18 protein-coding genes and 2 pseudogenes are annotated in these 24,154 nt (G+C 67.0%); 12 read left to right on the forward strand and 8 right to left on the reverse strand.

The window, feature by feature from the left end:
• Positions 1–6: 6 nt before the first annotated feature.
• The 6 genes and pseudogenes from BGI51_RS12950 to BGI51_RS12975 all read right to left on the reverse strand — a co-directional run bounded on the left by BGI51_RS12950 (position 7) and on the right by BGI51_RS12975 (position 9,961).
• Positions 7–2,574 carry an ATP-binding protein gene (locus BGI51_RS12950; protein WP_187978586.1) on the reverse strand — a complete coding sequence of 856 codons (2,568 nt, stop codon included), beginning with the start codon at positions 2,572–2,574 and terminating at the stop codon, positions 7–9.
• Positions 2,575–2,675: 101 nt separating this feature from the next.
• Entirely contained in the window at positions 2,676–4,004 is a 1,329-nt protein-coding gene (locus tag BGI51_RS12955) for a bifunctional DedA family/phosphatase PAP2 family protein (protein ID WP_187978587.1), read from the reverse strand.
• Positions 4,005–4,065: 61 nt separating this feature from the next.
• A pseudogene (locus BGI51_RS12960) lies at positions 4,066–4,344 on the reverse strand (alginate O-acetyltransferase AlgX-related protein); the annotation flags it as partial.
• Positions 4,326–5,492, reverse strand: a pseudogene (locus BGI51_RS12965) (glycosyltransferase); the annotation flags it as partial. The pseudogenes BGI51_RS12960 and BGI51_RS12965, both read right to left, overlap by 19 nt.
• Positions 5,493–5,494: 2 nt before the next feature.
• Positions 5,495–6,580, reverse strand: a complete 1,086-nt coding sequence (locus BGI51_RS12970; protein ID WP_187978588.1) for a cellulose synthase operon protein YhjQ/BcsQ — start codon at positions 6,578–6,580, stop codon at positions 5,495–5,497.
• Between the two features lie 363 nt (positions 6,581–6,943).
• On the reverse strand, positions 6,944–9,961 hold the full coding sequence (locus tag BGI51_RS12975; protein WP_187978589.1) for a cellulose biosynthesis protein BcsC: 3,018 nt from the start codon (positions 9,959–9,961) through the stop codon (positions 6,944–6,946).
• A 251-nt stretch (positions 9,962–10,212) separates the two neighbouring features.
• Between BGI51_RS12975 and BGI51_RS12980 the strand changes: the two genes are divergently transcribed.
• From BGI51_RS12980 to lipA, 12 genes are all read left to right on the forward strand, one after another.
• Entirely contained in the window at positions 10,213–11,472 is a 1,260-nt protein-coding gene (locus tag BGI51_RS12980; RefSeq protein ID WP_187978590.1) for a glutamate-5-semialdehyde dehydrogenase, read from the forward strand.
• Positions 11,472–12,134, forward strand: a complete 663-nt coding sequence (gene nadD, locus BGI51_RS12985; protein WP_187978591.1) for a nicotinate-nucleotide adenylyltransferase — start codon at positions 11,472–11,474, stop codon at positions 12,132–12,134. The genes BGI51_RS12980 and nadD overlap by 1 nt, the downstream gene beginning before the upstream one ends.
• A 10-nt stretch (positions 12,135–12,144) precedes the next feature.
• Complete coding sequence (gene rsfS, locus BGI51_RS12990) at positions 12,145–12,495, forward strand: ribosome silencing factor (RefSeq protein ID WP_007159669.1); 351 nt, start codon at positions 12,145–12,147, stop codon at positions 12,493–12,495.
• A 5-nt stretch (positions 12,496–12,500) separates the two neighbouring features.
• The gene (rlmH, locus tag BGI51_RS12995) at positions 12,501–12,968 is read left to right on the forward strand and encodes a 23S rRNA (pseudouridine(1915)-N(3))-methyltransferase RlmH (protein ID WP_007159668.1); all 468 of its coding nucleotides are present in this window, start codon (positions 12,501–12,503) and stop codon (positions 12,966–12,968) included.
• A gap of 12 nt (positions 12,969–12,980) precedes the next feature.
• Positions 12,981–14,888 (forward strand): penicillin-binding protein 2, encoded by a 1,908-nt coding sequence (mrdA, locus tag BGI51_RS13000; protein WP_187978592.1) that lies wholly within the window; start codon positions 12,981–12,983, stop codon positions 14,886–14,888.
• Positions 14,889–14,932: 44 nt separating this feature from the next.
• The gene (gene rodA, locus BGI51_RS13005; RefSeq protein WP_133863160.1) at positions 14,933–16,036 is read left to right on the forward strand and encodes a rod shape-determining protein RodA; all 1,104 of its coding nucleotides are present in this window, start codon (positions 14,933–14,935) and stop codon (positions 16,034–16,036) included.
• Positions 16,037–16,075: 39 nt separating this feature from the next.
• A complete protein-coding gene (mltB, locus tag BGI51_RS13010; RefSeq protein ID WP_371099744.1) occupies positions 16,076–17,080 on the forward strand; it encodes a lytic murein transglycosylase B in 1,005 nt (334 codons plus the stop codon).
• A complete protein-coding gene (locus tag BGI51_RS13015) occupies positions 17,080–18,069 on the forward strand; it encodes a septal ring lytic transglycosylase RlpA family protein (RefSeq protein ID WP_133863161.1) in 990 nt (329 codons plus the stop codon). The genes mltB and BGI51_RS13015 overlap by 1 nt, the downstream gene beginning before the upstream one ends.
• A 126-nt stretch (positions 18,070–18,195) precedes the next feature.
• Positions 18,196–19,356: a D-alanyl-D-alanine carboxypeptidase family protein gene (locus tag BGI51_RS13020; RefSeq protein WP_133863156.1), complete on the forward strand. Its 1,161-nt coding sequence runs from the start codon at positions 18,196–18,198 to the stop codon at positions 19,354–19,356.
• Positions 19,357–19,429: 73 nt separating this feature from the next.
• Positions 19,430–19,705, forward strand: coding sequence for a DUF493 domain-containing protein (locus BGI51_RS13025; RefSeq protein WP_133863157.1), 276 nt, complete (start codon positions 19,430–19,432; stop codon positions 19,703–19,705).
• Positions 19,705–20,361, forward strand: a complete 657-nt coding sequence (lipB, locus tag BGI51_RS13030; RefSeq protein WP_183631280.1) for a lipoyl(octanoyl) transferase LipB — start codon at positions 19,705–19,707, stop codon at positions 20,359–20,361. Before BGI51_RS13025 ends, lipB begins: the two co-directional genes overlap by 1 nt.
• A gap of 1 nt (position 20,362) precedes the next feature.
• Positions 20,363–21,364 carry a lipoyl synthase gene (gene lipA / locus BGI51_RS13035; RefSeq protein WP_187978593.1) on the forward strand — a complete coding sequence of 334 codons (1,002 nt, stop codon included), beginning with the start codon at positions 20,363–20,365 and terminating at the stop codon, positions 21,362–21,364.
• Between the two features lie 128 nt (positions 21,365–21,492).
• Here lipA and pgm read toward each other — a convergent pair whose 3' ends face one another.
• Together pgm and BGI51_RS13045 are read right to left on the reverse strand one after the other, a co-directional pair.
• Positions 21,493–23,157 carry a phosphoglucomutase (alpha-D-glucose-1,6-bisphosphate-dependent) gene (gene pgm / locus BGI51_RS13040; protein ID WP_187978594.1) on the reverse strand — a complete coding sequence of 555 codons (1,665 nt, stop codon included), beginning with the start codon at positions 23,155–23,157 and terminating at the stop codon, positions 21,493–21,495.
• Positions 23,158–23,315: 158 nt separating this feature from the next.
• The gene (locus tag BGI51_RS13045; RefSeq protein ID WP_187978595.1) at positions 23,316–24,065 is read right to left on the reverse strand and encodes a sulfite exporter TauE/SafE family protein; all 750 of its coding nucleotides are present in this window, start codon (positions 24,063–24,065) and stop codon (positions 23,316–23,318) included.
• Positions 24,066–24,154 lie beyond the last annotated feature (89 nt).

The following is a 24,154-nucleotide window of genomic DNA, read 5'->3' on the forward strand; positions in this document are numbered from 1 at the left end:
CGTCGCTCAGGACGTGCGGGCGTCGCCCTCCGGCGCTCGCGGCAGATAGAGCGAGATGCAGGTCCCCACGCCAGGCGTGGTATCGACCTGGATCTGGCCACCCGACTGGTGCACGAAGCCATGCACCATGGACAGGCCCAATCCGGTGCCTTGACCCGGTGGCTTGGTGGTAAAGAAGGGATCGAAGATCCGTTCCAGGATCTCCGGCACGATGCCGCTACCGGTGTCGCTTACCTTGACCCGCACATAGTCTCCTGCAGGCAGATCGTCCGGTCGCTCGGGCGCGTCCTCGGGCAGATTGGCCGTGGACAACCGCAGCTGTCCTCCCTGGGGCATGGCATCCCGGGCATTGATCGCCAGGTTGAGCAGGGCGCTTTCCAGTTGCACCGCATCGATCACCGTGGACCACAGCGGTTCCGCTGGCTCGGCCTGGACGTCGATCGCCGGGCCGACGCTGCGGCGGATCAATTCCTCCATGGCCAGCATCAGCTCGTTGACGTCGGTGGGCTTGGGTTCCAGGGTCTGCCGCCGGGAAAAGGCCAGCAGCCGCTGGGTCAGGGAGGCGGCGCGTGCGGCATAGGCCTGGGCGCCACCGAGCAGCCGGTCGAGCTGGTCGGTACGCTGCTGCTGCAGACGGCGCTCGATCAGTTCCAGGCTGCCGATGATGCCGGCCAGCAGGTTGTTGAAGTCATGGGCGATGCCACCGGTCAACTGGCCGATGGCTTCCATCTTTTGCGCCTGATGCAGCGCCTGCTGCGCCTGGGTCAGCTCGGCGGTGCGCTCGATGACGCGCTGTTCGAGGGTCTCGTTGGCGGTACGCACCGCCTGGAACAACTGGGCCTGCTCGATGGCGATGGCCGCGCGAGCGGCCAGGGCCGCCATCAGTCGTTCGTGGCGAAGGCTGAAACGCCCTGGTTCGGCATGGCCGAAGAAGAGTCCACCCAGCACCGTCCCGTCACGGGCCACCACGGCGACGGCCAGATAGCTGCGCACCGGCGGACGTCCAGGCGGCAGGCCCTGGTGCAGTGCGGACTGGCCATAGCGCGGATCGGTAGCCACATCGTCGGCTCGCACCACGCCCGCGTTCTCCAGGGTGGGGGCGAACATGGCCGTGGCGCCGGGCTCGCCAAGGCACTCGAAATCGACGCGCTCGGCACCGGATAGGGTGAAGAGACGCAGGGAGCCGCCGTCCTCGGCGGCCTGATGACTGAAATAGGCGCCGAAGCGGGCGCCCGTCAATTCCACCCCGGCATCGGTCACGGTCTGCACCAGATGCGCCAGATCCAGCTCGCTGGCCAGTTCCGTGTCGATGCGCTTGAGGGCTTCCAGGGTGCGGGTTTCCTCGCGCAACTCGGCTTCGGCCTGCTTGCGGTCGCTGATGTCGACCAGGAATTCGAAGGCGCTGCCATCAGGCAGGCGCTTGGCGGCCACGAGAGCCCAGCCGGTCGAGTCGTCGCGGCGTCGATAGCAACGCTCCTCGGGCGGCGCCTGAGCATCGGCGCGTGGCAGTCTCGGTGCCGGCCAGGCGATGCGCCCGGCAGCCAGGTCCGCGCGGTCATGGCCGCTCATGCGCAGGAAGGCGTCATTGGCATCGATCAGCCGCCCTTCGGCATCGAAGCAGAGGGCGCCCACCGTCTCGATTTCCAGGGCGGTGCGAAAGCGTCGTTCGCTGGCTTCCAGGGCAGCCCGGGCCAGATGGGCCTCGGTGACGTCCTGCCCCTGGCAGAAGATGCCGATCACCTGACCGGTTTCGTCGGTCAGGGGTTCGTAGATGAAATCCAGATACAGGGTGCGGACCGGTTCGCCCACGGTCTCCAGGCGCAGGGGCTGGTGCTCGGCGACAAAGCGGCGACCGCTGCGATAGACCTGTTCGAGCCACTCGAGGTAGCCCTGACTCTGCAATTCGGGAAAGACTTCGCGCACCGTGAGGCCTTCACGGGGCCGGCCATCGAACAGGCGGCTGTAGGCGACATTGACGAAGTCGAAGACGTGGTCCGGCCCGCGCACGATGGCGACGAAGCCGGGCGCCTGCTCGAACATCCGCCGCTGGCGCGCGGCCTCGGCGGCGCGCCGCCGCTCGTCGAGGATGCGCTGGGTGGTCTCGTGGCCCTGGTTGAAGATCCCGGCGATCTCGCCGCCCTCACCGCGAATCGGCGTGAAGCTGTAGTTCCAGTAGGTCTCGCTGGCCACGCCCTGGCGCACCATCGGCAGCAACTGGTCGAAGACCGAAAAGCCCTGGCCGCTGCTCAGGACCTGCTCGAACTGCGGTCCGACCACCGGCCAGATGTCCTGCCAGACCTCCTGGGCGGGACGTCCGAAGGCCCAGGGGTGGCGTTCCGCGGGAATCGGTGCCCAGGCATCGTTGTAGAGCAGCAGCAGGTCGGGGCCCCAGTAGATGGCGGTGGGAAAGCTGGAGTTCAGGCAGATACTCAGTGCCGAGCGCAGCGATTGCGGCCACTGCGACGGCGGGCCCAGGGGCGAATCCGACCAGTCGTGGGTGCGCAAGCGGGCACCCATCTCGCCGCCGCCGGCGAGAAAGTCCAGTTCGTTCCAGTCGGCAATCTGCGCTGCCATCTATCGAGCCTCCCCCGGCCACTTCTGCAATTCCAGGCGTTCAGACCACAAGAGAGACGGAACTGCAGGAACCTGAGCGGATTTTTTGGCTAGCGGCGGCCTTACAGCCGGGGCGCATAGCGCTCGATGGCCGCTGGCAGGGCCCAGCCGGCGGCGAAGGCCAGTACCAGCACAACCAGTGGCAGCAGCACCCACCAGGTCCGCGTCGGAATCGGCTCCAGGCGATTGCCGCCGGTCTTCTGCAGCAGCGCCAGGCTCAGGCCGCAGAAGCCCCCGGCGAGCAGGGCACCGGCGAGGACGTCGGTGGGCCAGTGCACGCCTAGGTAGACGCGGCTGAGGGCGATGAGTACCGCTGGCATGGCAGCGATCACCAGCCAGGCGAGGCGCCCGCGCGGACCATAGCGGCGCCCGACGAGGATGCCCAGGGTCAGGAAGAAGGCGAAGGAGGCCGAGCTGTGGCCGCTGGGCAGGCTGTAGGTGGTCAGCGGCTCGGCGAGCACGTCGGGGCGGGCACGGGCCAGCAGGTTCTTCAACTGGCCGTTGGCCAGGGCGGTCCCCAGGGTGGTGCCCAGGGCGAACAGCAGCGGGCGCCACTGGCGGTAGGCGGCCAGCACCAGGATCAGCACGGCGGCCAGGATCAGCTGGGTGCGGAAATCGCCCATGCGGGTGATGACCACGGCGACCAGGTTGAGCCAGCCTTCGCGATGCTCCTGGACCAGCGCCATCAGGCCTTCGTCGAAGGCGCGCAGGTGGTGCCAGCCGAACAGCAGCGCCAGCAGCCCGGCCAGGCAGAGGGCGCCGCTGATCAGCGTGGTGCCGGCGCGCTCGCGCCAGGCGCCATGGGCCACCACCGTCAGCAGCACCGCGGCGCCACCGAAGACGATGCCGGCCTGTTGCCAGAAGCCCTCCGGCAGCGGCAGGCGGAAGGCCGCGCCGGTCACCCAGCCCGGGCCGAGATAGGCGATGGACCAGCCGGCGGCGGCCACCAGGCTGACGCTGACGAATTTGACCAGGGGCATGTCGAGCATGCCGGCGATCAGCGGCAGCAGCGGGCGCAGCGGACCGATGAAACGACCCACCAGCAGACTGGCTACGCCGTATCTGTGGATGAAGCCCTCGGCCGAGCCGATCCATTCCGGATGGGTGCGCAGTCCGGGCAGGCGGCGGATGCCTTCATGGAAGCGCCGACCGATGAAATAGGACACCGCGTCGCCGAGGATGCCGCCGAGAAAGCCCAGCAGCAGGGTATCGAAGAGGTTGAGCGCGCCATTGCCGGCGGCGATGGCCACGGCGAACAGGATCACCGTGCCGGGTACCACCAGCCCGGCCAGGGCCAGGCACTCGAGAAAGGAGATGATGAAGATGGCCACGCCCAGCCACTGGTGGTGCTGGTTGATCCACTGGGTCAGGCCGTCTAGCAGTTCCGTCATCGAAAGGCTTCCTGGGGCTGGGGGTTGCGTCCTCAGACCCATGGGGAAAGCCTTGGTTGCCTCAAGGACGCGGATCGAGACGCAACGCCTCGGGGCCGGGGGATTGTAAATCGCGCTCGGGAATTTCCCAGACCAATAACTGTGGCGGGGTTTGTCGGAAGGCGGGACTGGCGAAGTAGTCGCGCGCCGCGCCGGCGAAATGCCCGCCATCCTTGGCGAAGCGCCCGACGCTGGCGCCCAGGGCCTGCTCCAGGAACGGCAGGAAATTGGAATTGCGCGAGAAGGAAGTGCCGATCACCGCGACGTTGGGCAGGTCGCCATGTCCATGCGAAAGATCTGCGCCATGCCGCGGGCCCAGCGGATGCGCTGGGCGATGTGGCGCGACAGGCTTTCGGTGGCCAGACCGGCGGCCTGGGGAATGCCTAGGTAGGCGGTGTTGTAGCCGAGCCGGTTGAGCTTGAGCGCGGTGTGGGCGTCCTCGGTCACCGTCTCGGTGGCCACGCCGCCGACCTCTTCCAGCATGGTGCGGCGGATCACCGCGCAGGAGCCGCAGAAGAAGGTGGCGTTCCACAGGTCGTTGCCATCCTGCACCAGGCCGTAGAACAGCTCGCCCTCGTTGGGCACGGTGCGAAAGGTCTTGAGATTCTTCTCGAAGGGATCGGGGGAAAAGAAGAAGTGCGGGGTCTGCAGCATGGCCAGCTGCGGGTCCTTGAGGAACCAGCCCAGGCAGACCTGCAGGAAGGAACGCGTCGGCACGTGGTCGGCATCGAAGATGGCGATGTATTCGCCGTCGGTGACCTTCAGCGCCGCATTGAGATTGCCGGCCTTGGCATGCTCGTTGTTCTCGCGCACCAGGTAGGAGACGCCGGCGGTCGCGCAGAAGTGGCGGAAGTCCTCGCGACGGCCGTCGTCGAGCACGTGCACCCGCAGCTTGTCGCGTGGCCAGTCGATGGCCTGGGCCGCCAGGATCGACAGCTTCACGATGCTCAGGGCTTCGTTGTAGGTGGGGATGAAAACGTCCACGGTGGGCCAGGTGGCCGGATCAGCCGGCAGCGGGACCGGGGTGCGGCGCAGCGGCCAGATGGTCTGCAGATAGCCGAACACCAGCACCGCCAGGGCATAGAGTTCGGCGGCCACCAGCCCGTAGCCGAGCACCATCTCCAGCGGCGTCTCGAAGCCCAGGGTGCTGGTCAGGCGCCAGTAGAGGTAGCGCAGTGACGCCAGCAGCGACAAGAGGACCAGCGCGATCACCGGCAGCCGCCCGGGCAGCCGGCGCAGCAGCAGGGCCGCGCCGAAGCAGCCGATGGCGAACAGCGCCTGCTCTTCCAGTGCCAGGGGCACGCTCACCAGTAGAACGCCCAGCAACGCGGCGGCTGTCCAGGCCAGCAGTTGCAGCCACAAAGGCGCCGCTGGCGGGGTGGACGTTGCCTCGGCAGCACGCGCCGCGCGGCGCTGGCGAACCTGTTCCAGGCGGTCGAGAAAGCTCATGGCTAGGCGCGCGCGGCGTGCAGCGCGGGCGAGCGGCGATCGCCCAGCAATTCCTCGCCCAGCTCGGCCAGGCCGCGTGCCCAGGCATCCTGGACGCTGGCCAGGCCCTGGCCCAGCGCCAGGGCCTGTTCCAGGTCGGGGCTTTCCGGCAGAACACCCAGCAGGCGTTCGCCCCAGGAGTGCGCCACGATGGCGGCGATATCCTGGCTCAGGGGCCGGGCGGGATCGACCCGGTTGAGCAGGTGCAGCGGAGTGACCTGACCGCTGCAGCGCTGCCACTGGCGTTCGAGGCGCGGCAGACTGGCGTAGCCGGTCGCATCCGCGGTCGTTACCCCCAGGATCCGGGTGGCCAGGGCCATGGCCTGACGACTCAGAGGCGTCGAGCCGGTGGGGCAATCGAGGATCACCAGGGTATCGGCCGGGACGTCCAGCGCCTGCAGGCGTCGGGTCAGCCACTGGGTGTCGGTGGCCAGGGCCTGTTCCAGGGCCTGGAGATCCAGCTCGTCGGGAGCACCGAAGGGCACCAGGCGCAGGCAGTCGTCCACCGCCAGACAGACGGAGAGCGGCGCCCTGATCGAGCCGGTGGTGGACGAAGCTTCCTGCAGCAACAGCGAAGACAGCACGTTCTGGCTATCCAGCTCCACCAGCAGCACCGGTTGACCGCTGCGGCTCAGCGTCTGGGCCAGCCCCGCGGCGATGACCGTCTTGCCCGTGCCGCCGCGCGCCGACATCAACGCCAGGACCGGATTGGCCAGTGGCGGCAACGCGCGACTCAGCGCCTGATCCAGGGCGACGACCGCCTGGCTGGCCTGGCGGCTGCTATGCAGCTGCGCCAGCTCTCGCGACAGCGGAGGCAGGGCGCCCGGTTCCGCCTGGCTGGCCGCCTCGGCCATCGTGATGACCGGTTCGCCCTGGGCGCTCGGCACGATCTGTGGCTGCGGCTGCGGCTGTGGCTGTGGCTGTGGCTGCGACGCGGCCGGCGGGGTCGCTTCGTGCAGCGCCGGCTCGGCTGTTTCGAACTCATGGTAACGCTGGGGATCACCGCCGAAGGAGCGGAACAGATTGGCAATATCCAGCGAACGGACCATGGCGGATTCCGAAAAGGTGAAGGGTCTGGGCAGGTGCTTGACGTCAAAATTATGGCTAAAAGCCATCAGGTGTCATTTTTTGCGGATACTGTCACGCGGAGTTCGTGACGCACCAATTGAAAATGCGTATGCGGGCATTGAGGCGGAGCGAACGGATAGTCTCGCTTTTTAGCGCCGGTTCACTTCAATGTTTAGATCACCTCAAGCAGCCGTCAACGTCACGCCTGGCGCCGTGCGGACGAAAGGCGTGGCCCGGGGACGGGGCGGTCGCGGGGGCGACGAGCGTGGGGACGAGCGGTTGTTTCGGCGGCAACGGACCGCGTGCCGAGGCAAAAAAAGGCCCGCGGGTGCGGGCCTTTTTCCTTATTCCTCGTTGCGCGAGCGGTAGGGCTGCGGCCGCGAGAGTTGCGGTCGGCCTTCCTGCTCTTCGAAGAAGTAGCGCAGATAGAGGTTGCCGTTGACGTCGCGCTCGTCCTGGGAATTGTCCATGCCCAGGCGACCGCCCAGGGCGAACTGCCCGCTGAGGCGGTATTCGCCATTGGCGGAGAGGCTGTAGGCCACGCCGGTCTTGCTCTTGCTGCCGTATTGGCCTTCGCCGGCGGCTTCCGCGGCCGCCTGCAGGGCAGCGTCGTCCGGATAGCGATCCGCGGCGTCCTGGCGAATGGTCTGCACGCCCAGCATGCCCTGCACCTGATAGGCCCAGAGATCGCCCCGCTGTGCCCACACCAGGGGTACGCCGATGGCGAAGTAGCGCTGCGGGCTGAAGTAGCCGCCATGACCGTAGGTCAGGTGGTTCTGGTTGTTGTCATAGCCGATCGCGGTGGCCGAGAGGCCCACGGTGAACAGGCTGTCCGGGCCATTGCGCAGGTAGTAGTAGACGCCGGTGCCGATCTCGAAGCGGTCGTTGTCCTTGACGTCATGACCGGTCAGACGATGGGCCGCGCCGTAGATGTAGGAGCCGTAACGACCATCGTCGTATCTCAGCCGCGCCAGGCCGCCATTGGCGGTGACGCCGCCCCACTCCTGGCCGGTACGCGGATCGCGGATGCCGCCGTAGGACGCCAGGGAATCGGTCACCGAACGCCGCGACACGCTCAGGGCATAGAGCAGGTTCTCGCTGAGGCTGCTCAGCGGACGTTCCAGGGTCGCGCCGCCGACCACGGTGCTGTATCTCAGGCCCACCGGCGAGACGCCGATGTCGCCCTTGAGCCCGCGCCCGGCATCTTCCACGGCGATGGATGCCGCCACGCCGTTTTCCTTCTGGCTGCCGTCGCTGCTGCTGTCGTTGATGCGGGTCGGGGTGACGCGCACGGCCAGGCGCTGGTCGCCGGCGGGGAAGGAGATCTCCAGCGGTGCGCTGACGGTGGTCTGGCGCGAACTGCCGCTGGGATCGTAGCTGCGTACGCTCAGACCCTGGGTGATGCGGATGCTGCGCTCGCGCTGCAGCTGGCCGAGGATCTGCTCGGTGGCCAGGCTGCTCGACAGGCTGCTGGTAGGTACCACGGACAGGTCGTTGAAGGGGTTGTTGGCAGCCTTCTGCGCCTGCAGCGGATCGCTCCAGGCGTAGTCGCCGCCGGCGGCGTTGCCACCCGCGGCGGCCGGAACGGCGGCCAGGGCGTCATCGCTGCGGGTCTGCCCGGGCAGGGTGGCGAAGGGATTGTCACTGGCGCCGGCGGCGCGGGCCGCGGACTCGCGATCCTTGCGCTCCACCTGCACCACTTGCTCCAGCAGGCCGGTCGCGGTGCCGGCCATGCCGATGTCGCGGTAGAGCAGGGCGGCGCGGCGCAGCACCAGGGGATCGCTCTGGCCGAGTTTGACCGCCTGGTCCAGGTACTGGCGGGCGGTGACGCTGTCCTGGGACTTGGCGGCGATTTCGGCGGCGCCCAGATAGAGCTCGGCGTCCTTCGGCTGGTCGCTGAGCACGTCGCGATAGAGCTGGCGGGCCTTCTGGGTGTCGCCGCTGGCCAGGTACATGCGTGCCAGGGCGGCCTGGGCGGCCTTGTCGTCGGGACGGGCCTTGAGCGCCGGCGCCAGGGTGTCGTAGGCGGCAGCCAGCTTGCCCTGGTCGGTGAGGCGATCGGCCTGACGAATGCGGTAGCGGGCGAGGAGGTCGTCGTACTGCTGCTTCTCGCCGCTGTCGAGCACCACCCCCTGCAGGTCGCGCAGGACATTGCCCACGGTCTGGTCCTGGTTCAGCTGCAGCTGGATGCTGGCGTAGTGCAGCTGCATGGCGGGTGCCGGGCGGGTATCGCCGGTGATCATCGGCTTGAGCAGGGCCAGGCCGTGCTCGGGATCGCCGGCGGTGGCGAAGGCTTCGGCCAGGTCGCCGATCAGATCCGGATTGCGGCCGGCGCGGGCTTCCAGGCGCTGCATCAGGCTGCGCGCTTCCTCGCGGCGACCCTGCTTGGCCAGGGCCACGGTTTCGGCCAGTTGTTCGTTGAAGGTGATGCGCGCGGCCAGGGCGTTCATGTCCGGCGAACGCTGCGCCTGGGGAATGCGCATCAGGGTCTGCATGGCGCGCGGGTATTCACCCAGCTCGTTGGACAGCAGGGCGCTGGCATAGAGCACCTCGGGGCGCTGGGCGCCATCCTTGACCAGGCTGTCCACCAGATCGCGGGCGGCGCGCGGCCGGCCCTGACGAACCTCCAGGCGGGCCTGGGCCAGGCGCAGCCAGGGATCTTCCGGGGCTTCCTTGCGCGCCTGTTCGAGCAGCCGCGAGGCGCCCTGCAGATCGCCCCGCGCTTCGGCGGCTTCGGCTTCCTGCATGGCCTGGCCGGCGCGCAGGCGATCCAGGCCCTTGATCGGGCTCTTGGCGCTCGGCTGCAGATTCTTGGTGAGTTGCAGGGCTTCTTCGGTGCGGCCCAGCTCGTTGAGCGCGGCGATGCGCCCATAGTAGGCGTCGACGTTGGCCGGCTCGCGCATCAGCACCTGGCGGTAGGTGGCCTCGGCCAGTTCCCATTGGCGTTTCTGGCTCTGGATGCCGGCGAGGAACAGCTGCGCCTCGACCGCTTCGGGCTTTAGCCGGATGGCTTCCACGCTGAGATCCCGCGCCTGGTCCAGCTCGCGTTTGTTCTCGGCCGCGTGGGCGCGTTCCAGCAGGTGATGGTAGCGCGCCTCGTCCAGCGCCGGCTGCCAGGTCTTGCCCCCTTTCTGCACGGCCTGGGTCAGCAACTGCTCGGCATCGGTCCAGCGCTGCTGCGCCAGGCGGGCACTGCCCAGCTTGCCCAGGGCATCCGGATCCTGGGGCGTCTTCTTCAGCTGGGCTTCCAGCGCCTGGACGGCGGCCGCGGTCGGCGCGGCGTCGGCAGCGGCGGCCCAGGTCGCGTCGGCATGGATCAGCAGGGCGAGCAGACCAAGGGACAAGGTGAGGTGCTTGGGCATGGTTCTTTCCGTGAAGGCTGGTAGGCGTCGCTGCAGCACCTGGCGCAGAGCTGGAACGATTTCGGCTATTAGGGAATAGCTGAACGCAAGCTGAACGGCAAATACAGCCGGGGATGATTCCCGACAGGCCGTGGCGAGTCAACCAAATAGCGCAGACGAATGCCACCGCCAGGCCCCCCGGCGCTGGCCGCGCAGGGCCCGGCGACGCTATACTCTGCGGCTTTCCCACCGTCTTCCGCAGGCCGCCGACCATGACCGAGTCCGTCTCCGCCTACATGACCCGTCTTGGCCAGGCTGCCCGTACTGCGTCGCGGGTCCTCGCTCGTACGTCCACCGGCCAGAAGAACCTGGCGCTGAACGCCATTGCAGATGCCTTGGGTGCCGATCGCGAAGCGCTGGTCGCCGCCAATGCCGAGGATGTCGCGGCCGCTACGGCTGCTGGACTCGAGTCGGCACTGCTTGATCGCCTGACGCTGACGCCGGCGCGGATCGACGCGATGATCAACGGCCTCAAGCAGGTTGCCGCCCTGCCGGATCCGGTAGGCGCCGTTCGTGACCTGAGCGCTCGGCCGTCCGGGATCCAGATTGGCAAGATGCGCGTGCCGCTGGGGGTCATCGGCATCATCTATGAATCCCGGCCCAACGTGACGATCGACGCGGCCAGTCTCTGCCTGAAATCGGGCAACGCAACCATCCTACGCGGTGGTTCCGAAGCCATTCGCTCGAATCGCGCCATCGCCGCCTGCATTCAGAAAGGGCTGGCCGAGGTCGGCTTGCCCGCCGCTGCAGTCCAGGTAGTTGAGACCACCGACCGGGCTGCCGTCGGCGCCCTGATCACCATGCCCGAGTTCGTCGACGTCATCGTGCCGCGGGGTGGCAAGAATCTGATCGAGCGCATCAGCAACGATGCCCGCGTCCCGGTGATCAAGCACCTCGACGGAATCTGCCACGTCTATGTCGACGAGGCTGCTGACCTTGCCAAGGCCGAGTCCATTGCCTTCAACGCCAAGTGCTACCGCTATGGCATCTGCGGTGCCATGGAAACGCTGCTGGTCGATGCCAAGGTGGCCGAGGCCTTCCTGCCGGCCATGGCGCGCCGCTTCGAAGAGAGGGGCGTGGAGTTGCGGGGCTGCGAGCCTACGCGGGACCTGATCCAGGCCCTGCCCGCCACCGAGGCCGACTGGTCCACCGAATATCTGGCGCCCATCCTGTCCATCCGCATCGTCGATGGTCTGGACCGGGCGATCGAGCACATCAACCACTACGGCTCCCATCACACCGATGCGATCGTGACGGAAAGTCTCGGCCGTTCGCGGCGCTTCCTGGCCGAAGTCGATTCCAGTTCGGTCATGATCAATGCGCCGACCTGTTTCGCCGACGGCTTCGAATACGGCCTGGGCGCCGAGATCGGCATCTCCACCGACAAGCTGCACGCCCGCGGCCCGGTGGGCCTGGAAGGCCTGACCAGCGAGAAATACGTGGTCTTCGGCGACGGTCACGTCCGTAGCTGATGAGCAGCCTGCCCACCCGCATCGGCCTGTTCGGCGGTACCTTCGATCCGGTGCACATCGGTCATCTGCGCGCGGCGCTGGAGGTGGCCGAGGCGCTGACGCTGGACGAACTGCGGCTGATCCCCAGCGCCCGGCCGCCCCATCGCGAGGCGCCCAGCGTCTCCGCCGAGGATCGCCTGGCGATGGTGCGACTGGCGGTGGCCGACGTCGCGACCCTGGTGGTCGATGACCGGGAACTGCGCCGGACGCGCCACTCCTATACCATAGAGACCCTGGAAAGCCTGCGCGCCGAACTCGGCGATGAGGTGCAGCTGTTGCTCATGCTGGGTTGGGACGCCTTCTGCGGCCTGCCGGGCTGGCACCGCTGGCGCGAATTGCTGGAGCTGTGCCACATCCTGGTCCTGCAACGACCCGACGCCGACAGCGAGCCCTGCCAGGAATTGCGCGATTTCCTGGCGGCGCGCAGTCAGCCCGATCCCCAGGCCCTGAAGGGACCGGGCGGGCAGATCACCTTTATCTGGCAGAACCCGCTCGCGGTGTCCGCCACCCAGATCCGCGGCCTCCTGGCCACCGGGAAGTCCATCCGCTTCCTGGTGCCCGATGCCGTGCTTGATTACATCCGGACGCACGGCCTCTATCCGGCGTCCTCCGAACCGAGGTAAGAGTTACACCATGCAAAGCGAACAACTCGTCCAGGTGGCCATCGCCGCCCTGGAAGACATGAAGGCCCAGGACATCATCTCCCTGGACGTCCGTGAGAAGACCAGCGTGACCGATATCATGGTCATCGCCAGCGGCACCTCCAGCCGCCACGTCAAGTCGCTGGCCGACAACGTGCTGGAAAAGGTCAAGCAGCAGGGCGTACGCCCGCTGGGCAGCGAAGGCCTGGAAGGCGGTGAATGGGCGTTGCTCGACCTGGGTGACGTGGTCGTCCACGTGATGCTGCCGACCACCCGCGAGTTCTATGACCTCGAGCGCCTCTGGCGCGGTGCCGAGCAGAGCCGCGCCGCCCACGGCGAATAACGCCGGTGCGCCTGCGTCTCATCGCCGTCGGCTCGCGCATGCCGCGCTGGGTCGAAGAGGGTTGGCACGAGTACGTCAAGCGTCTGCCACCGGAACTGCCGCTGGAACTCGTCGAGATCCCGCTGCAGACCCGTGGCAAGAACGCCGACGTCGCCCGGCTGATCCGCCAGGAGGGTGAGGCCATGCTGGCCAAGGTGCAACCGGGCGAACGCGTGGTGACCCTGGAGGTCACCGGCAAGCCCTGGAGCACCGAGCAACTGGCTGAAACACTCCAGCAGTGGCGCCTGGAAGCCCGCACCGTCAACCTCATGGTCGGCGGTCCCGAGGGTCTCGCGCCCGAGGTGCAGGCGCGCAGTGAACAGCGCTGGTCGCTCTCGCCGCTGACCCTGCCGCATCCGCTGGTGCGCATCCTCGTCGGTGAGCAGCTCTATCGCGCCTGGACCGTACTGGCCGGCCATCCGTATCACAAGTAGTCCGTACCTGCGATGTCGCAACCCATACGCCTCAAGGACCACGAGAAAGACGCTCAGCTCGTCCGCGCCCGCGTGACGGTCGGGGCGGTGCTCTTTCTCGTGCTCGCCTGCGTACTGGTGGCGCGCATGTACTACCTGCAGGTCATCCAGCACGACTACCACTCGACCCTGTCGGAAAACAACCGGGTCCATGTCCAGCCGATCCCGCCCACCCGTGGCCTGATCTACGACCGCAACGGCATCATCGTCGCCGACAACCGCCCCAGCTTCAGCCTGACCATCACCCGCGAGCGGGCCGACAACTGGCGGCAGACCCTCGATACCCTGGTGCAGGTGCTCGGCCTGACCGAGGAAGATCGCGAGCTGTTCGAGAAGCGCATGAAGCAGGGCCGGCGTCCCTTTGAGCCGGTGCCGGTGCTGTTCGAGCTGACCGAGGAGCAGATCGCCAAGATCGCCGTCAACCAGTTCCGCCTGCCCGGGGTCGAGGTGACGGCGCAACTGGTGCGTCATTATCCCATGGGCGAGCACTTCGCCCATTCGGTGGGTTATGTCGGGCGGATCAACGAACAGGAGCTCAAGCGCCTGGATCCGGTCAACTACAGCGGCACCCACCACATCGGCAAGACCGGCGTGGAGCGCTTCTACGAGCCCGAGCTGCACGGCGAGGTGGGCTACGAAGAGGTGGAGACCAATGCCCGCGGCCGGGTGCTGCGGGTACTCAATCGCACCGACCCCAAGCCGGGCAAGGACATCGTCCTGACCATCGATTCGCGCCTGCAGGCCGCCGCCGAAGCCGCCCTGGGTGGGCGCCGTGGCGCCATCGTCGCCATCCAGCCCAAGACCGGCGAGGTGCTGGCCATGGTCAGCCAGCCGAGCTACGACCCCAATCCCTTCGTCACCGGGATCAGCTTCAAGGAATATTCCGAGCTGCGCGACTCCATCGATCGCCCGCTCTACAACCGGGTGCTGCGCGGCCTCTATCCACCCGGTTCGACCATCAAGCCGGCGGTGGCCATCGCCGGTCTCGACAGCGGCGCCACCACGCCCCAGGCGCGGGTCTTCGATCCGGGCTACTACGAGTTGCCCAACTACGATCACAAGTACCGCAACTGGAACCACGGCGGCGACGGCTACGTGGATCTGGACATGGCGCTGATGAGATCCAACGACACCTACTTCTACGATCTCGCCCACAAGATCGGCATCGATCGCCTCTCCGAGTACATGGGCAAGTTCGGTCTCGGCCAGAAGGTCTCCCTGGACATGTTCGAGGAGGCACCGGGCCTGATGCCCTCGCGCCAGTGGAAGCGTGCCACCCGCCGCCAGGCCTGGTTCCCCGGCGAGACGCTGATCCTCGGGATCGGCCAGGGCTACATGCAGACCACGCCACTGCAGCTGGCCCAGGTCACCACCCTGATCGCCAACCATGGCAAGTGGATCCGTCCGCACCTCGCCAGGACCCTCGATGGCCAGCCGCCGGTGGACAGCAATCCCATGCCCGACATCGAGCTCAGGGACCCGACCTACTGGGACAGGGCCGTCCACGGCATGGAAATGGTGGTGCAGAATCCGCGCGGCACCGCCCACAAGATCAATGTCGGCGCCCAGTACCGCATCGCCGGCAAGAGCGGTACCGCCCAGGTGGTCGCCATTCGCCAGAACGAGAAGTACAACTCGGCGGCGCTCAAGGAGCGGCACCGCGACCACGCCCTGTTCGTCGCCTTCGCCCCGGCCGACAATCCGCAGATCGCCGTGGCGGTGATGGTCGAGAACGGCGAGTCGGGCAGCGGCGTGGCCGCCCCGGTGGTGCGCCAGGTACTGGATGCCTGGCTGCTTGATGACCAGGGCCATCTCAAGGCCGAGTACGCCAAGCCCACTACCGCCGCGGCCACCGCCGCCGCGACCAAGGTGCAGCCATGAGTCTTGCTCCCAACTTCGATCGCACCATCCCCGAAGGGGACGTGATGAAGCGGCGCGCCACCCTGCTGCAGCGCCTGCACATCGACGGGCCGCTGCTGATCCTGCTGCTGATGCTGGGGGCGACTGGTCTGTTCGTCCTCTATTCCGCGGGCGGGCGCAATCTCGACCTGCTGTTCAAGCAGGCCAGCTCCTTCGGCCTCGGGCTGGTGGCCATGGCCGTCGTCGCCCAGCTCGAACCGCGTTTCATGGCACGCTGGGTGCCCCTCGGCTACGTGATCGGCGTGGCCCTGCTGGTGGTGGTGGACGTCATGGGCCACAACGCCATGGGTGCCACCCGCTGGATCAACATTCCCGGGGTCATCCGCTTCCAGCCGTCGGAATTCATGAAGCTGCTGATGCCCATGATGATGGCCTGGTACCTGTCCAAGCGCAGCCTGCCGCCCAACTTCAAGCACAGCCTGATCAGCCTGTCGCTGGTGGTGGTGCCCTTCGTGCTGATCCTCGACCAGCCCGATCTCGGCACCGCCATGCTGGTACTGGCCTCGGGCGGCTTCGTGCTGTTCGTCGGCGGCCTGCAGTGGCGCTGGCTGATCGGCGCGGTGAGCGCCGCGGTGCCCATGGCAGTGGCCATGTGGTTCTTTGTCCTGCACGATTACCAGAAGCGCCGGATCCTGACCTTCCTCGATCCGGAGATGGATCCGCTGGGCGCCGGCTGGAACATCATCCAGTCCAAGGCCGCCATCGGCTCGGGCGGGGTGTTCGGCAAGGGCTGGCTGCTGGGTACCCAGTCTCATCTGGATTTTTTGCCGGAAAGTCACACGGACTTTATCATTGCCGTCCTCGGCGAAGAGTTCGGCATGGTCGGCGTCTGCCTGCTGCTGGTGCTGTATCTGCTGCTGATCGGTCGCGGCCTGACCATCACGGTGCAGGCCCAGACGTTGTTCGGCAAGTTGCTCGCCGGCGGCGTGACCATGACCTTCTTCGTCTATGTCTTCGTCAACATCGGCATGGTCAGCGGGCTCTTGCCCGTGGTGGGCGTACCGCTGCCATTCATCAGCTATGGCGGCACCTCGGTGGTCACCTTGTTCACCGGGTTCGGAGTTTTGATGTCGATCCACACGCACCGCAAGTGGATCGCCCAGGTTTAACACGCAACAAAGAAGGGTTAGATGCCGACAATGGGATGGATGCGTCGCTGCCTGCTGAGCCTCGGGCTCGCGGGGGCGATGGGCGTGACGACCGGCGTCGTCGCGGGTGACTACGACGCGGCACCGCTGACGCGCGACTTCATCGCCGAGATGAGTCAGAGCTATGGCTTCGCCCCGGAACAGCTGCAGGCGCTGTTCGGCGAGGTCGAGCGCAAGCAGGCCATCCTCGACGCCATCTCGCGACCGGCCGAGCGGGTCAAGCCCTGGAGCGAATACCGGCCCATCTTCATCACCGATCGGCGCATCGCCCAGGGTGTCGACTTCTGGAAGGCCCACGAAGAAGCCCTGGCCCGCGCCGAGCGCGAATACGACGTGCCGGCCCAGTTCATCGTCGCCATCATCGGCGTGGAAACCTTCTACGGTCGCAACACCGGCAACTACCGGGTGCTGGACGCGCTCTCGACCCTGGCCTTCGACTATCCGCCCCGCGCGCCCTTCTTCCGCAGCCAACTGCGCGAATTCCTGCTATTGGCCCGCGAACAGCAGGTCGATCCGCTCAGCCTCACCGGTTCCTATGCCGGCGCCATGGGCCTGCCGCAATTCATGCCGGGCAGCTTCCGTGCCTATGCGGTGGACTTCGACGGCGACGGCCACATCAACATCTGGTCCGATCCCACCGACGCCATCGGCAGCGTGGCCAACTACTTCAAGCGCCACGGCTGGTCCGGTCGCGGACCGACCGCCATCCGCGCCCAGGTCAGTGGCGAGCGGGTGGAGGAGGGCGTGGTGGCCGGGATCGAGCCGGTCAAGAGCGTCGCCGAGCTGCGCGCCCTGGGCTGGAACGCCCAAGACCCTGCCCTGCGTGACGATTTGCGTGTAACCTCGTTCCGCCTCGACGGAGACAAGGGACCGGAGTACTGGATGGGCCTGCCCAATTTCTACGCCATTACCCGATACAACCGCAGCGTCATGTACGCCATGGCGGTGACCGATCTGGCGAACGCCATCGCCGAGCGCCATGCCGCGGAGGGTGCCAAGCCGTGATGCGCCTGACTGCCCTGGCGCGCCTGGCCGGTTGCCTGGGCGTCGGCCTGCTGCTGGTGAGCTGCTCCAGCCAGGCGCCCAAGCCGACCAGCAAGGGCGTGGCCGGGCCGGGCGGCTACCTGCGTCCGCACCGTGACGGCGCGCCCTGGTGGGACGTGGACGTCAGCCGGATCCCCGACGCCGTGCCCATGCCCTACAACGGGCCGCTGAAGAACAATCCCTACACCGTGCTGGGCAAGACCTATTTCCCGCTGACCGATTCGCGCAACTACCGGGTGACCGGCACCGCCTCCTGGTACGGCACCAAGTTCCACGGTCAGGCCACCGCCAACGGCGAGACCTACGACCTCTACGGCATGACCGCGGCGCACAAGACCCTGCCGCTGCCCAGCTATGTGCGGGTCACCAACCTGGACAACGGCCGCAGCGTCATCCTGCGCGTCAACGACCGCGGTCCCTTCTATTCCGACCGGGTCATCGACCTGTCCTTCGCCGCCGCCAAGAAGCTCGGCTACGCCGAGATCGGCACCGCCCGGGTCAGCGTCGAAGGCATAGATCCGCAGCAGTACTGGGCCCAGCGTGGCCAGGCGGTGCCCATGGTGCTGGCCCAGCCGCGCCAGGCACCGGTGGCCCAGAAGACCACCGAGACCCAGACCTTCGGCGCCATCGAGACTTACACGCCACCGGTCAACCAGCATGCCGAGCCGGTGACGCCCGCGGCCGTCGACGCAAAAAAAAACGTTTCTGCCCCAGCCGCTGGGCTCTATCTGCAGGTGGCGGCCTTCGCCAATCCGGACGCTGCGGAATTGCTCAAGGACAAGCTCAGCGACCTGACCGGTGCCCCGGTGTTCATCAGTTCGACGGTGCGCAACCAGCAGACCTTGCATCGGGTCCGCCTCGGACCGGTCCAGCCGGCTGAGGTCTCCCAGCTCCAGAACAGCGTACGCGTGGCCCGCCTGGGTCAGGCGTCTCTCGTGCAACCGGATTGAAGCAGGGATGCTTCATGACGCCCAGTCGCCGGCCCCAGCCGTCGTGATCCGCCTCGCGCGGATCGACGTGGACCGAGCGGTCTGGGTCCGCTGCTCCTGCCATACCCCAACCTTTCAGAGATTCGGATGACAATCGCAAAACTCGCTCGACGCCTGCTCCTCCTAGTAACGATCGCCTGTGTCCCGGCCGTCTGGGCGGCCGAGACAATGGTTCCGGCAGCGCCCCAGCTGGCCGCCAAGGCCTGGATTCTCATGGATGCCAACAGCGGCGCCGTGCTCACCGAATCCAACTCCGACCAGCGCCTGCCGCCGGCCAGCCTGACCAAGCTGATGACCGCCTACATCGCCACCCTGGAAATCAACCGGGGGCGCATCAAGGAATCGGACATGGTCACCGTCAGCGAGCACGCCTGGCGTACCGGCGGTTCGCGGATGTTCATCAAGGTCGGCACCCAGGTGTCGGTCGGTGACCTGCTGCACGGCATCATCATCCAGTCCGGCAACGACGCCAGCGTCGCCCTGGCCGAGCACATCGCCGGCAGCGAAGACGCCTTCGCCGACATGATGAACACCACCGCGCAGAAGCTGGGCATGCAGAACACCCACTTCATGGACGCCACCGGCCTGCCGGATCCGAATCACTATTCCTCGGCCCATGACATGGCCATCCTGGCGCGCGCCATCATCAATGCCGATGCCCAGCACTACGCCATCTATTCCCAGAAGGAATTCTTCTGGAACAACATCAAGCAGCCCAACCGCAACCTGCTGCTGTGGCGCGACAAGACCGTCGACGGCCTGAAGACCGGCCACACCGACGAAGCCGGCTACTGCCTGGTGGCCTCGGCCGTGCGCGATGGCATGCGCCTGGTCGCCGTGGTGTTCGGCACCAACAGCGAACAGGCCCGCGCCGCCGAGACCCAGAAGCTGCTGACCTACGGTTTCCGCTTCTTCGAAACCCAGTCCTTCTACAAGAAGGGCACCGAGCTGGCCAAGGCGCCGGTATGGAAGGGGGACACCCGCGAAGTCCAGGCCGGTCTGGCCAACGACCTGACCATGACCCTGCCGCGCGGCCAGGCCAAGAAGCTGCACGCCGAGATGGTGCTCAATCCGCAGCTGATCGCACCCATCGCCCAGGGCCAGGTGATCGGCAAGGTCGAGGTGAAGCTGGATGACAAGGTGGTGCACACCGCCGACCTGGTTGCCCTGCAGCCGGTCGAGGAGGGTGGCCTCTTCCGTCGCCTGTGGGATAGCATTCGCCTGTTCTTCTACGGCTTGTTCAACTGATCCGTCACCCTGCAAAGGCCCGCATCCGCGGGCCTTTCACCCCCTGCCGACAGCGATCGGCCTGGAAGTCCGCATGACCGAAGACGTTCAACCCCCAAAGATCGAATTTCCCTGCCCGCGCTATCCCATCAAGGTGATCGGCGATGCCGGTGCCGACTTCGCCGAGCTGGTGCTCGACATCGTCCAGCGCCATGCACCGGATCTGGAGCGCGACACCCTGGTGACCCGCGACAGTCGTAACGGCCGTTTCCTCTCCGTACAGGTGCTCATCACCGCCACCGGCGTGGATCAGCTGCAGGCCATCCACCAGGATCTGCGCGCCACCGGCCGCGTGCACATGGTGATCTGATGAGCACTCCCGCCCCGGCCAGCCTGGGCGTGCGCCGCTGGGGCCTGCGGCCCTACGAGGCGACCCTGGAGGCCATGCGCCGCTTCACCGACGAGCGCGGCCCCGCGACCCCCGACGAACTCTGGCTGCTGCAGCACCCCGCGGTGTTCACCCAGGGGCAGGCCGGCAAGCCCGAGCACCTGCTCGCCGTGGGTGACATTCCGGTGGTGCAGGTCGATCGCGGCGGCCAGGTCACGTACCATGGTCCCGGTCAGCTCATCGCCTATGTGCTGCTGGATGTTCGCCGCAAGGGCCTGGGCGTGCGAGAATTGGTCAGTGCCATGGAAGACAGCCTGATCGCGCTGCTCGCCGACTGGGGCGTGCAGGCCGCGGCCCGGGCCGATGCGCCGGGTGTCTATGTGGATGGCGCCAAGATCGCCTCCCTGGGCCTGCGCATCCGCAATGGCCGGTCCTTCCACGGCCTGGCGCTCAACGTTGACATGGATCTGGCACCCTTCCGCCGGATCAACCCCTGCGGTTATGCCGGCCTGGCCATGACCCAGCTCCGCGATCTGGTGACCGGGCCACTAGCTTTCGACGAGGTCCGCGAGTCTCTGGTCCGTCACCTGAGTCTGCGCCTGGGCTACCCCGAACCGATCACCCTGGAATCGGATTGACATGACCACTACAGTACAAGACAGCGTCCAGACCCTTACCCCGCCCGCCCGCCCCAGCAAGGTGGAAGCCGGCGTCAAGCTGCGCGGCGCCGAAAAGGTCGCACGCATCCCGGTAAAGATCATTCCCACCGAGGAGCTGCCGCGCAAGCCGGACTGGATCCGCGTGCGCATCCCGGTCACCCCCGAGGTCGAGCGCATCAAGCAGCTGCTGCGCAAGCACAAGCTGCACAGTGTCTGCGAAGAGGCCTCCTGCCCGAACCTGGGCGAGTGCTTCTCCGGTGGCACCGCCACCTTCATGATCATGGGTGACATCTGCACCCGTCGCTGCCCCTTCTGCGACGTCGGCCACGGCCGACCGAAGCCGCTGGACGTGGACGAGCCGAAGAACCTGGCGGTGGCCATCGCCGACCTGGGTCTGAAGTACGTGGTCATCACCTCGGTGGACCGCGACGACCTGCGCGACGGCGGTGCCCAGCACTTCGTCGACTGCCTGCGCGAGATCCGCAAACTGACCCCCGGCATCCAGCTGGAGACCCTGGTGCCGGACTATCGCGGTCGCATGGACGTCGCCCTGGCCATCACCGAGCAGGAGCCGCCGGATGTCTTCAACCACAACCTGGAGACCGTGCCGCGCCTGTACAAGGCGGCGCGCCCGGGTTCGGACTTCGAGTGGTCGCTGGACCTGCTGCAGAACTTCAAGAAGCGCGTGCCCCACGTGCCGACCAAGTCCGGCCTGATGCTGGGCCTGGGCGAGACCGACGAGGAAGTCATCGAGGTCATGCAGCGCATGCGCGAGCACGAGATCGACATGCTGACCCTCGGCCAGTACCTGCAGCCTTCGCGCAACCACCTGCCGGTGCAGCGTTTCGTCCATCCGGATACTTTCGCCTGGTTTGCCGAGGAAGGCGCCAGGATGGGCTTCAAGAACGTGGCCTCGGGTCCGCTGGTGCGTTCCTCGTACCATGCCGACCAGCAGGCGCACGGCGCCAAGAAGATCAGCTGATCCTTGCGTCGCAATGGAAAAAGGGCAGCCACTGGCTGCCCTTTTTTGTGGATAGACACCTTCACCCCCGCCAATCCGTTCTCAGCGCCCTCTCCCTGGGGAGAGGGTTGGGGTGAGGGCGCGCGCCGTCAGCCGCGCAGCACGCCATCCACCAGCGCCTTGGCTTCTTCCTGGATGCGGCCCAGGTGGGCTTCGCCCTCGAAGCTTTCCGCGTAGATCTTGTAGACGTCCTCGGTGCCCGAGGGACGGGCAGCGAACCAGCCGTTCTCGGTGACCACCTTGAGGCCACCGATGGCGGCGCCATTGCCGGGGGCTTCGGTAAGGATGGCGGTGATCGGCTGGCCGGCCAGCTCCTTGGCGGTGACCTGGGCGGCGGACAGCTTGCCGAGACGGGCCTTCTGCTCGCGGTCGGCGGCGGCGTCGATGCGTTGGTAGACCGGTGCGCCGAAGCGCTCGGTAAGGGCCTGGTAGCGCTCGCCCGGGTCCTTGCCGGTCACGGCGGTGATCTCCGCGGCCAACAGGCCGAGGATGAGGCCGTCCTTGTCGGTGGACCAGGCGCCGCCGGCCTTGCGCAGGAAGGACGCGCCGGCGGACTCCTCGCCACCGAAGCCCAGGCTGCCGTCCAGCAGGCCGTCGACGAACCACTTGAAGCCTACCGGCACTTCCACCACCTGGCGGCCGATGCCCTGGGCGACGCGGTCGATCATCGAGGAGGACACCAGGGTCTTGCCGATGCCGGCCTGCGGGCTCCACTGCGGACGGTGGGTGAAGAGGTATTCGATGGCCACCGCCAGGTAGTGGTTGGGATTGAGCAGGCCCACCGAGCGGGCGACGATGCCGTGGCGGTCATGGTCGGTGTCGCAGGCGAAGGAGACGTCGAATCTGTCCTTGTTCTCGATCAGGCCGGCCATGGCGTGGGGCGAGCTGCAGTCCATGCGGATCTTGCCGTCCCAATCCAGGCGCATGAAGCGGAAGGTCTGGTCGATGCGGGTGGACAGCACCTCCAGCGGCAGGCCATAGCGCTCGGCGATGCGCGGCCAGTAGTGCACCCCGGCGCCGCCGAGGGGATCGACGCCAAAGGTCAGGCCGGAGCCGCGGATGGCATCCAGGTCGATGACCTGGCCCAGGCCGCCGACATAGCTGTCGAGGAAGTCGAACTTATGGGTGGTGGACGCCTTGAGCGCCTGGCGGTAATCCATCCGCCTGACGCCGTCGAGACCGGCCACCAGCAGGGCATTGGCGCGGTCCTGAATACTCTTGGTGACGTTGGTGTCGGCCGGGCCGCCATTGGTGGGGTTGTACTTGAAGCCGCCATCGGCCGGCGGATTGTGCGACGGGGTGATGACGATGCCATCGGCCAGGCCCGAGCTGCGGCCGGCGTTGTATTCGAGGATGGCGTTGGACAGCGCCGGGGTGGGCGTATAGCCCGGCTCGCCGTTGGTCTCGGCGCAGCCGGCGTCGATGCGCACTTCCACGCCGTTGGCGGCGAGCACTTCCAGGGCGGAGATGAAGGCCGGCTCGGACAGCGCATGGGTGTCCATGCCCATGAACAGCGGGCCGTCGACGCCCTGGGCCTTACGGTATTCGCAGATGGCCTGGGTGATGGCGAGGATGTGCCATTCGTTGAAGCTGCCCTTGAGCGAGGAACCGCGGTGCCCGGAGGTGCCAAAGGCGACCTGCTGACCCGGATCGCTGGGATCGGGGCGATCGCTGTAGTAGCGTGCCACCAGGCGCGGCAGGTGGGTCAGGGTATTCTCGTCGGGGAGGCGTCCTGCGTTGGGAGCGAGCGTCATGAAAGCGTCCTGTATACGTCGGAAAGAGGCAGCGGTCAGGCACAAGGCCGGGTCGAAGGGGCGCCGTGGCACGGCGACCCTTCAATTACGCCCATAGACCCTGCTGCCCGTCGAAGGTGCAGCCTACACCGGCTGTACCTGACAGCACTGTGACGGATTCAGCCAAGATAGCCCAGGCGCAGCAGATAATGCAGGACGGCGTAGGCTCCCAATAGCAGCAATCCAGCAAAGAACAGCCGGCGGAACAGGCGCTCATCGAGACGCTGACGCACGCGCTGGCCCAGTCCCATGCCCAGGAGGGCCGGGAGCAGCAACAGGCTGGAAGTACCCAGGCGCTCGACCGCCAGTCCGTTCTGCCACCAGAGGCCCACCAGCAGGGCCAGGGTGGCGACGGTAAAGCTCAGCCCCAGGGCCTCGATCAGCTGTTCCTTGTCCAGCGCCAGACTCTGCAGATAGGGCACCGCCGGCAGCACGAAGACGCCGGTCATGCCGGTGATCAGACCCGTGACGAAACCCGCCAGCGGAGCGACCTTCCCTTCATGACGACCGGGCGCGGGCAGGCGCCAGCCCGTCCAGCCGATCAGGCCGTAGGCGACCAGCACCGCACCGAGCGCGGCGGCGAGTCCGGCGCCATCGCTCCCGGTCAGCAGCGGGATGCTGAGCAGGGTGCCCGGCACCAGGGCCAGTTGCAGCGGCAACAGGCGTTTGACGCTCTGCCAGGGCGCGGGGCCGGCGCAGAATTGCCATATATTGGTGAGCAGGGACGGGATCAACAGCAGGGCAGCGGCTTCGGCCGGGGTCATCAGCAGCGCCAGCAGACTCATGGCGACGGTGGGCAGGCCCAGGCCGAGCACACCCTTGGTCAGTCCCGCCAGCACGAAGATCAGGGTACAGAACAGCATGGTCATGGTCGTCTCCTCGGGTGGAGGCGTTACCATGGGCTCCAGGACCCTGGGTGAGAAGCCGGGATTGGCGAAGGCTGCCTAAGGTCCATACA

Origin of the sequence: Pseudomonas oryzihabitans (assembly GCF_014522265.1) — a bacterium.
In the GTDB taxonomy this organism is placed as follows: Bacteria; Pseudomonadota; Gammaproteobacteria; order Pseudomonadales; family Pseudomonadaceae; genus Chryseomonas; species Chryseomonas aestiva.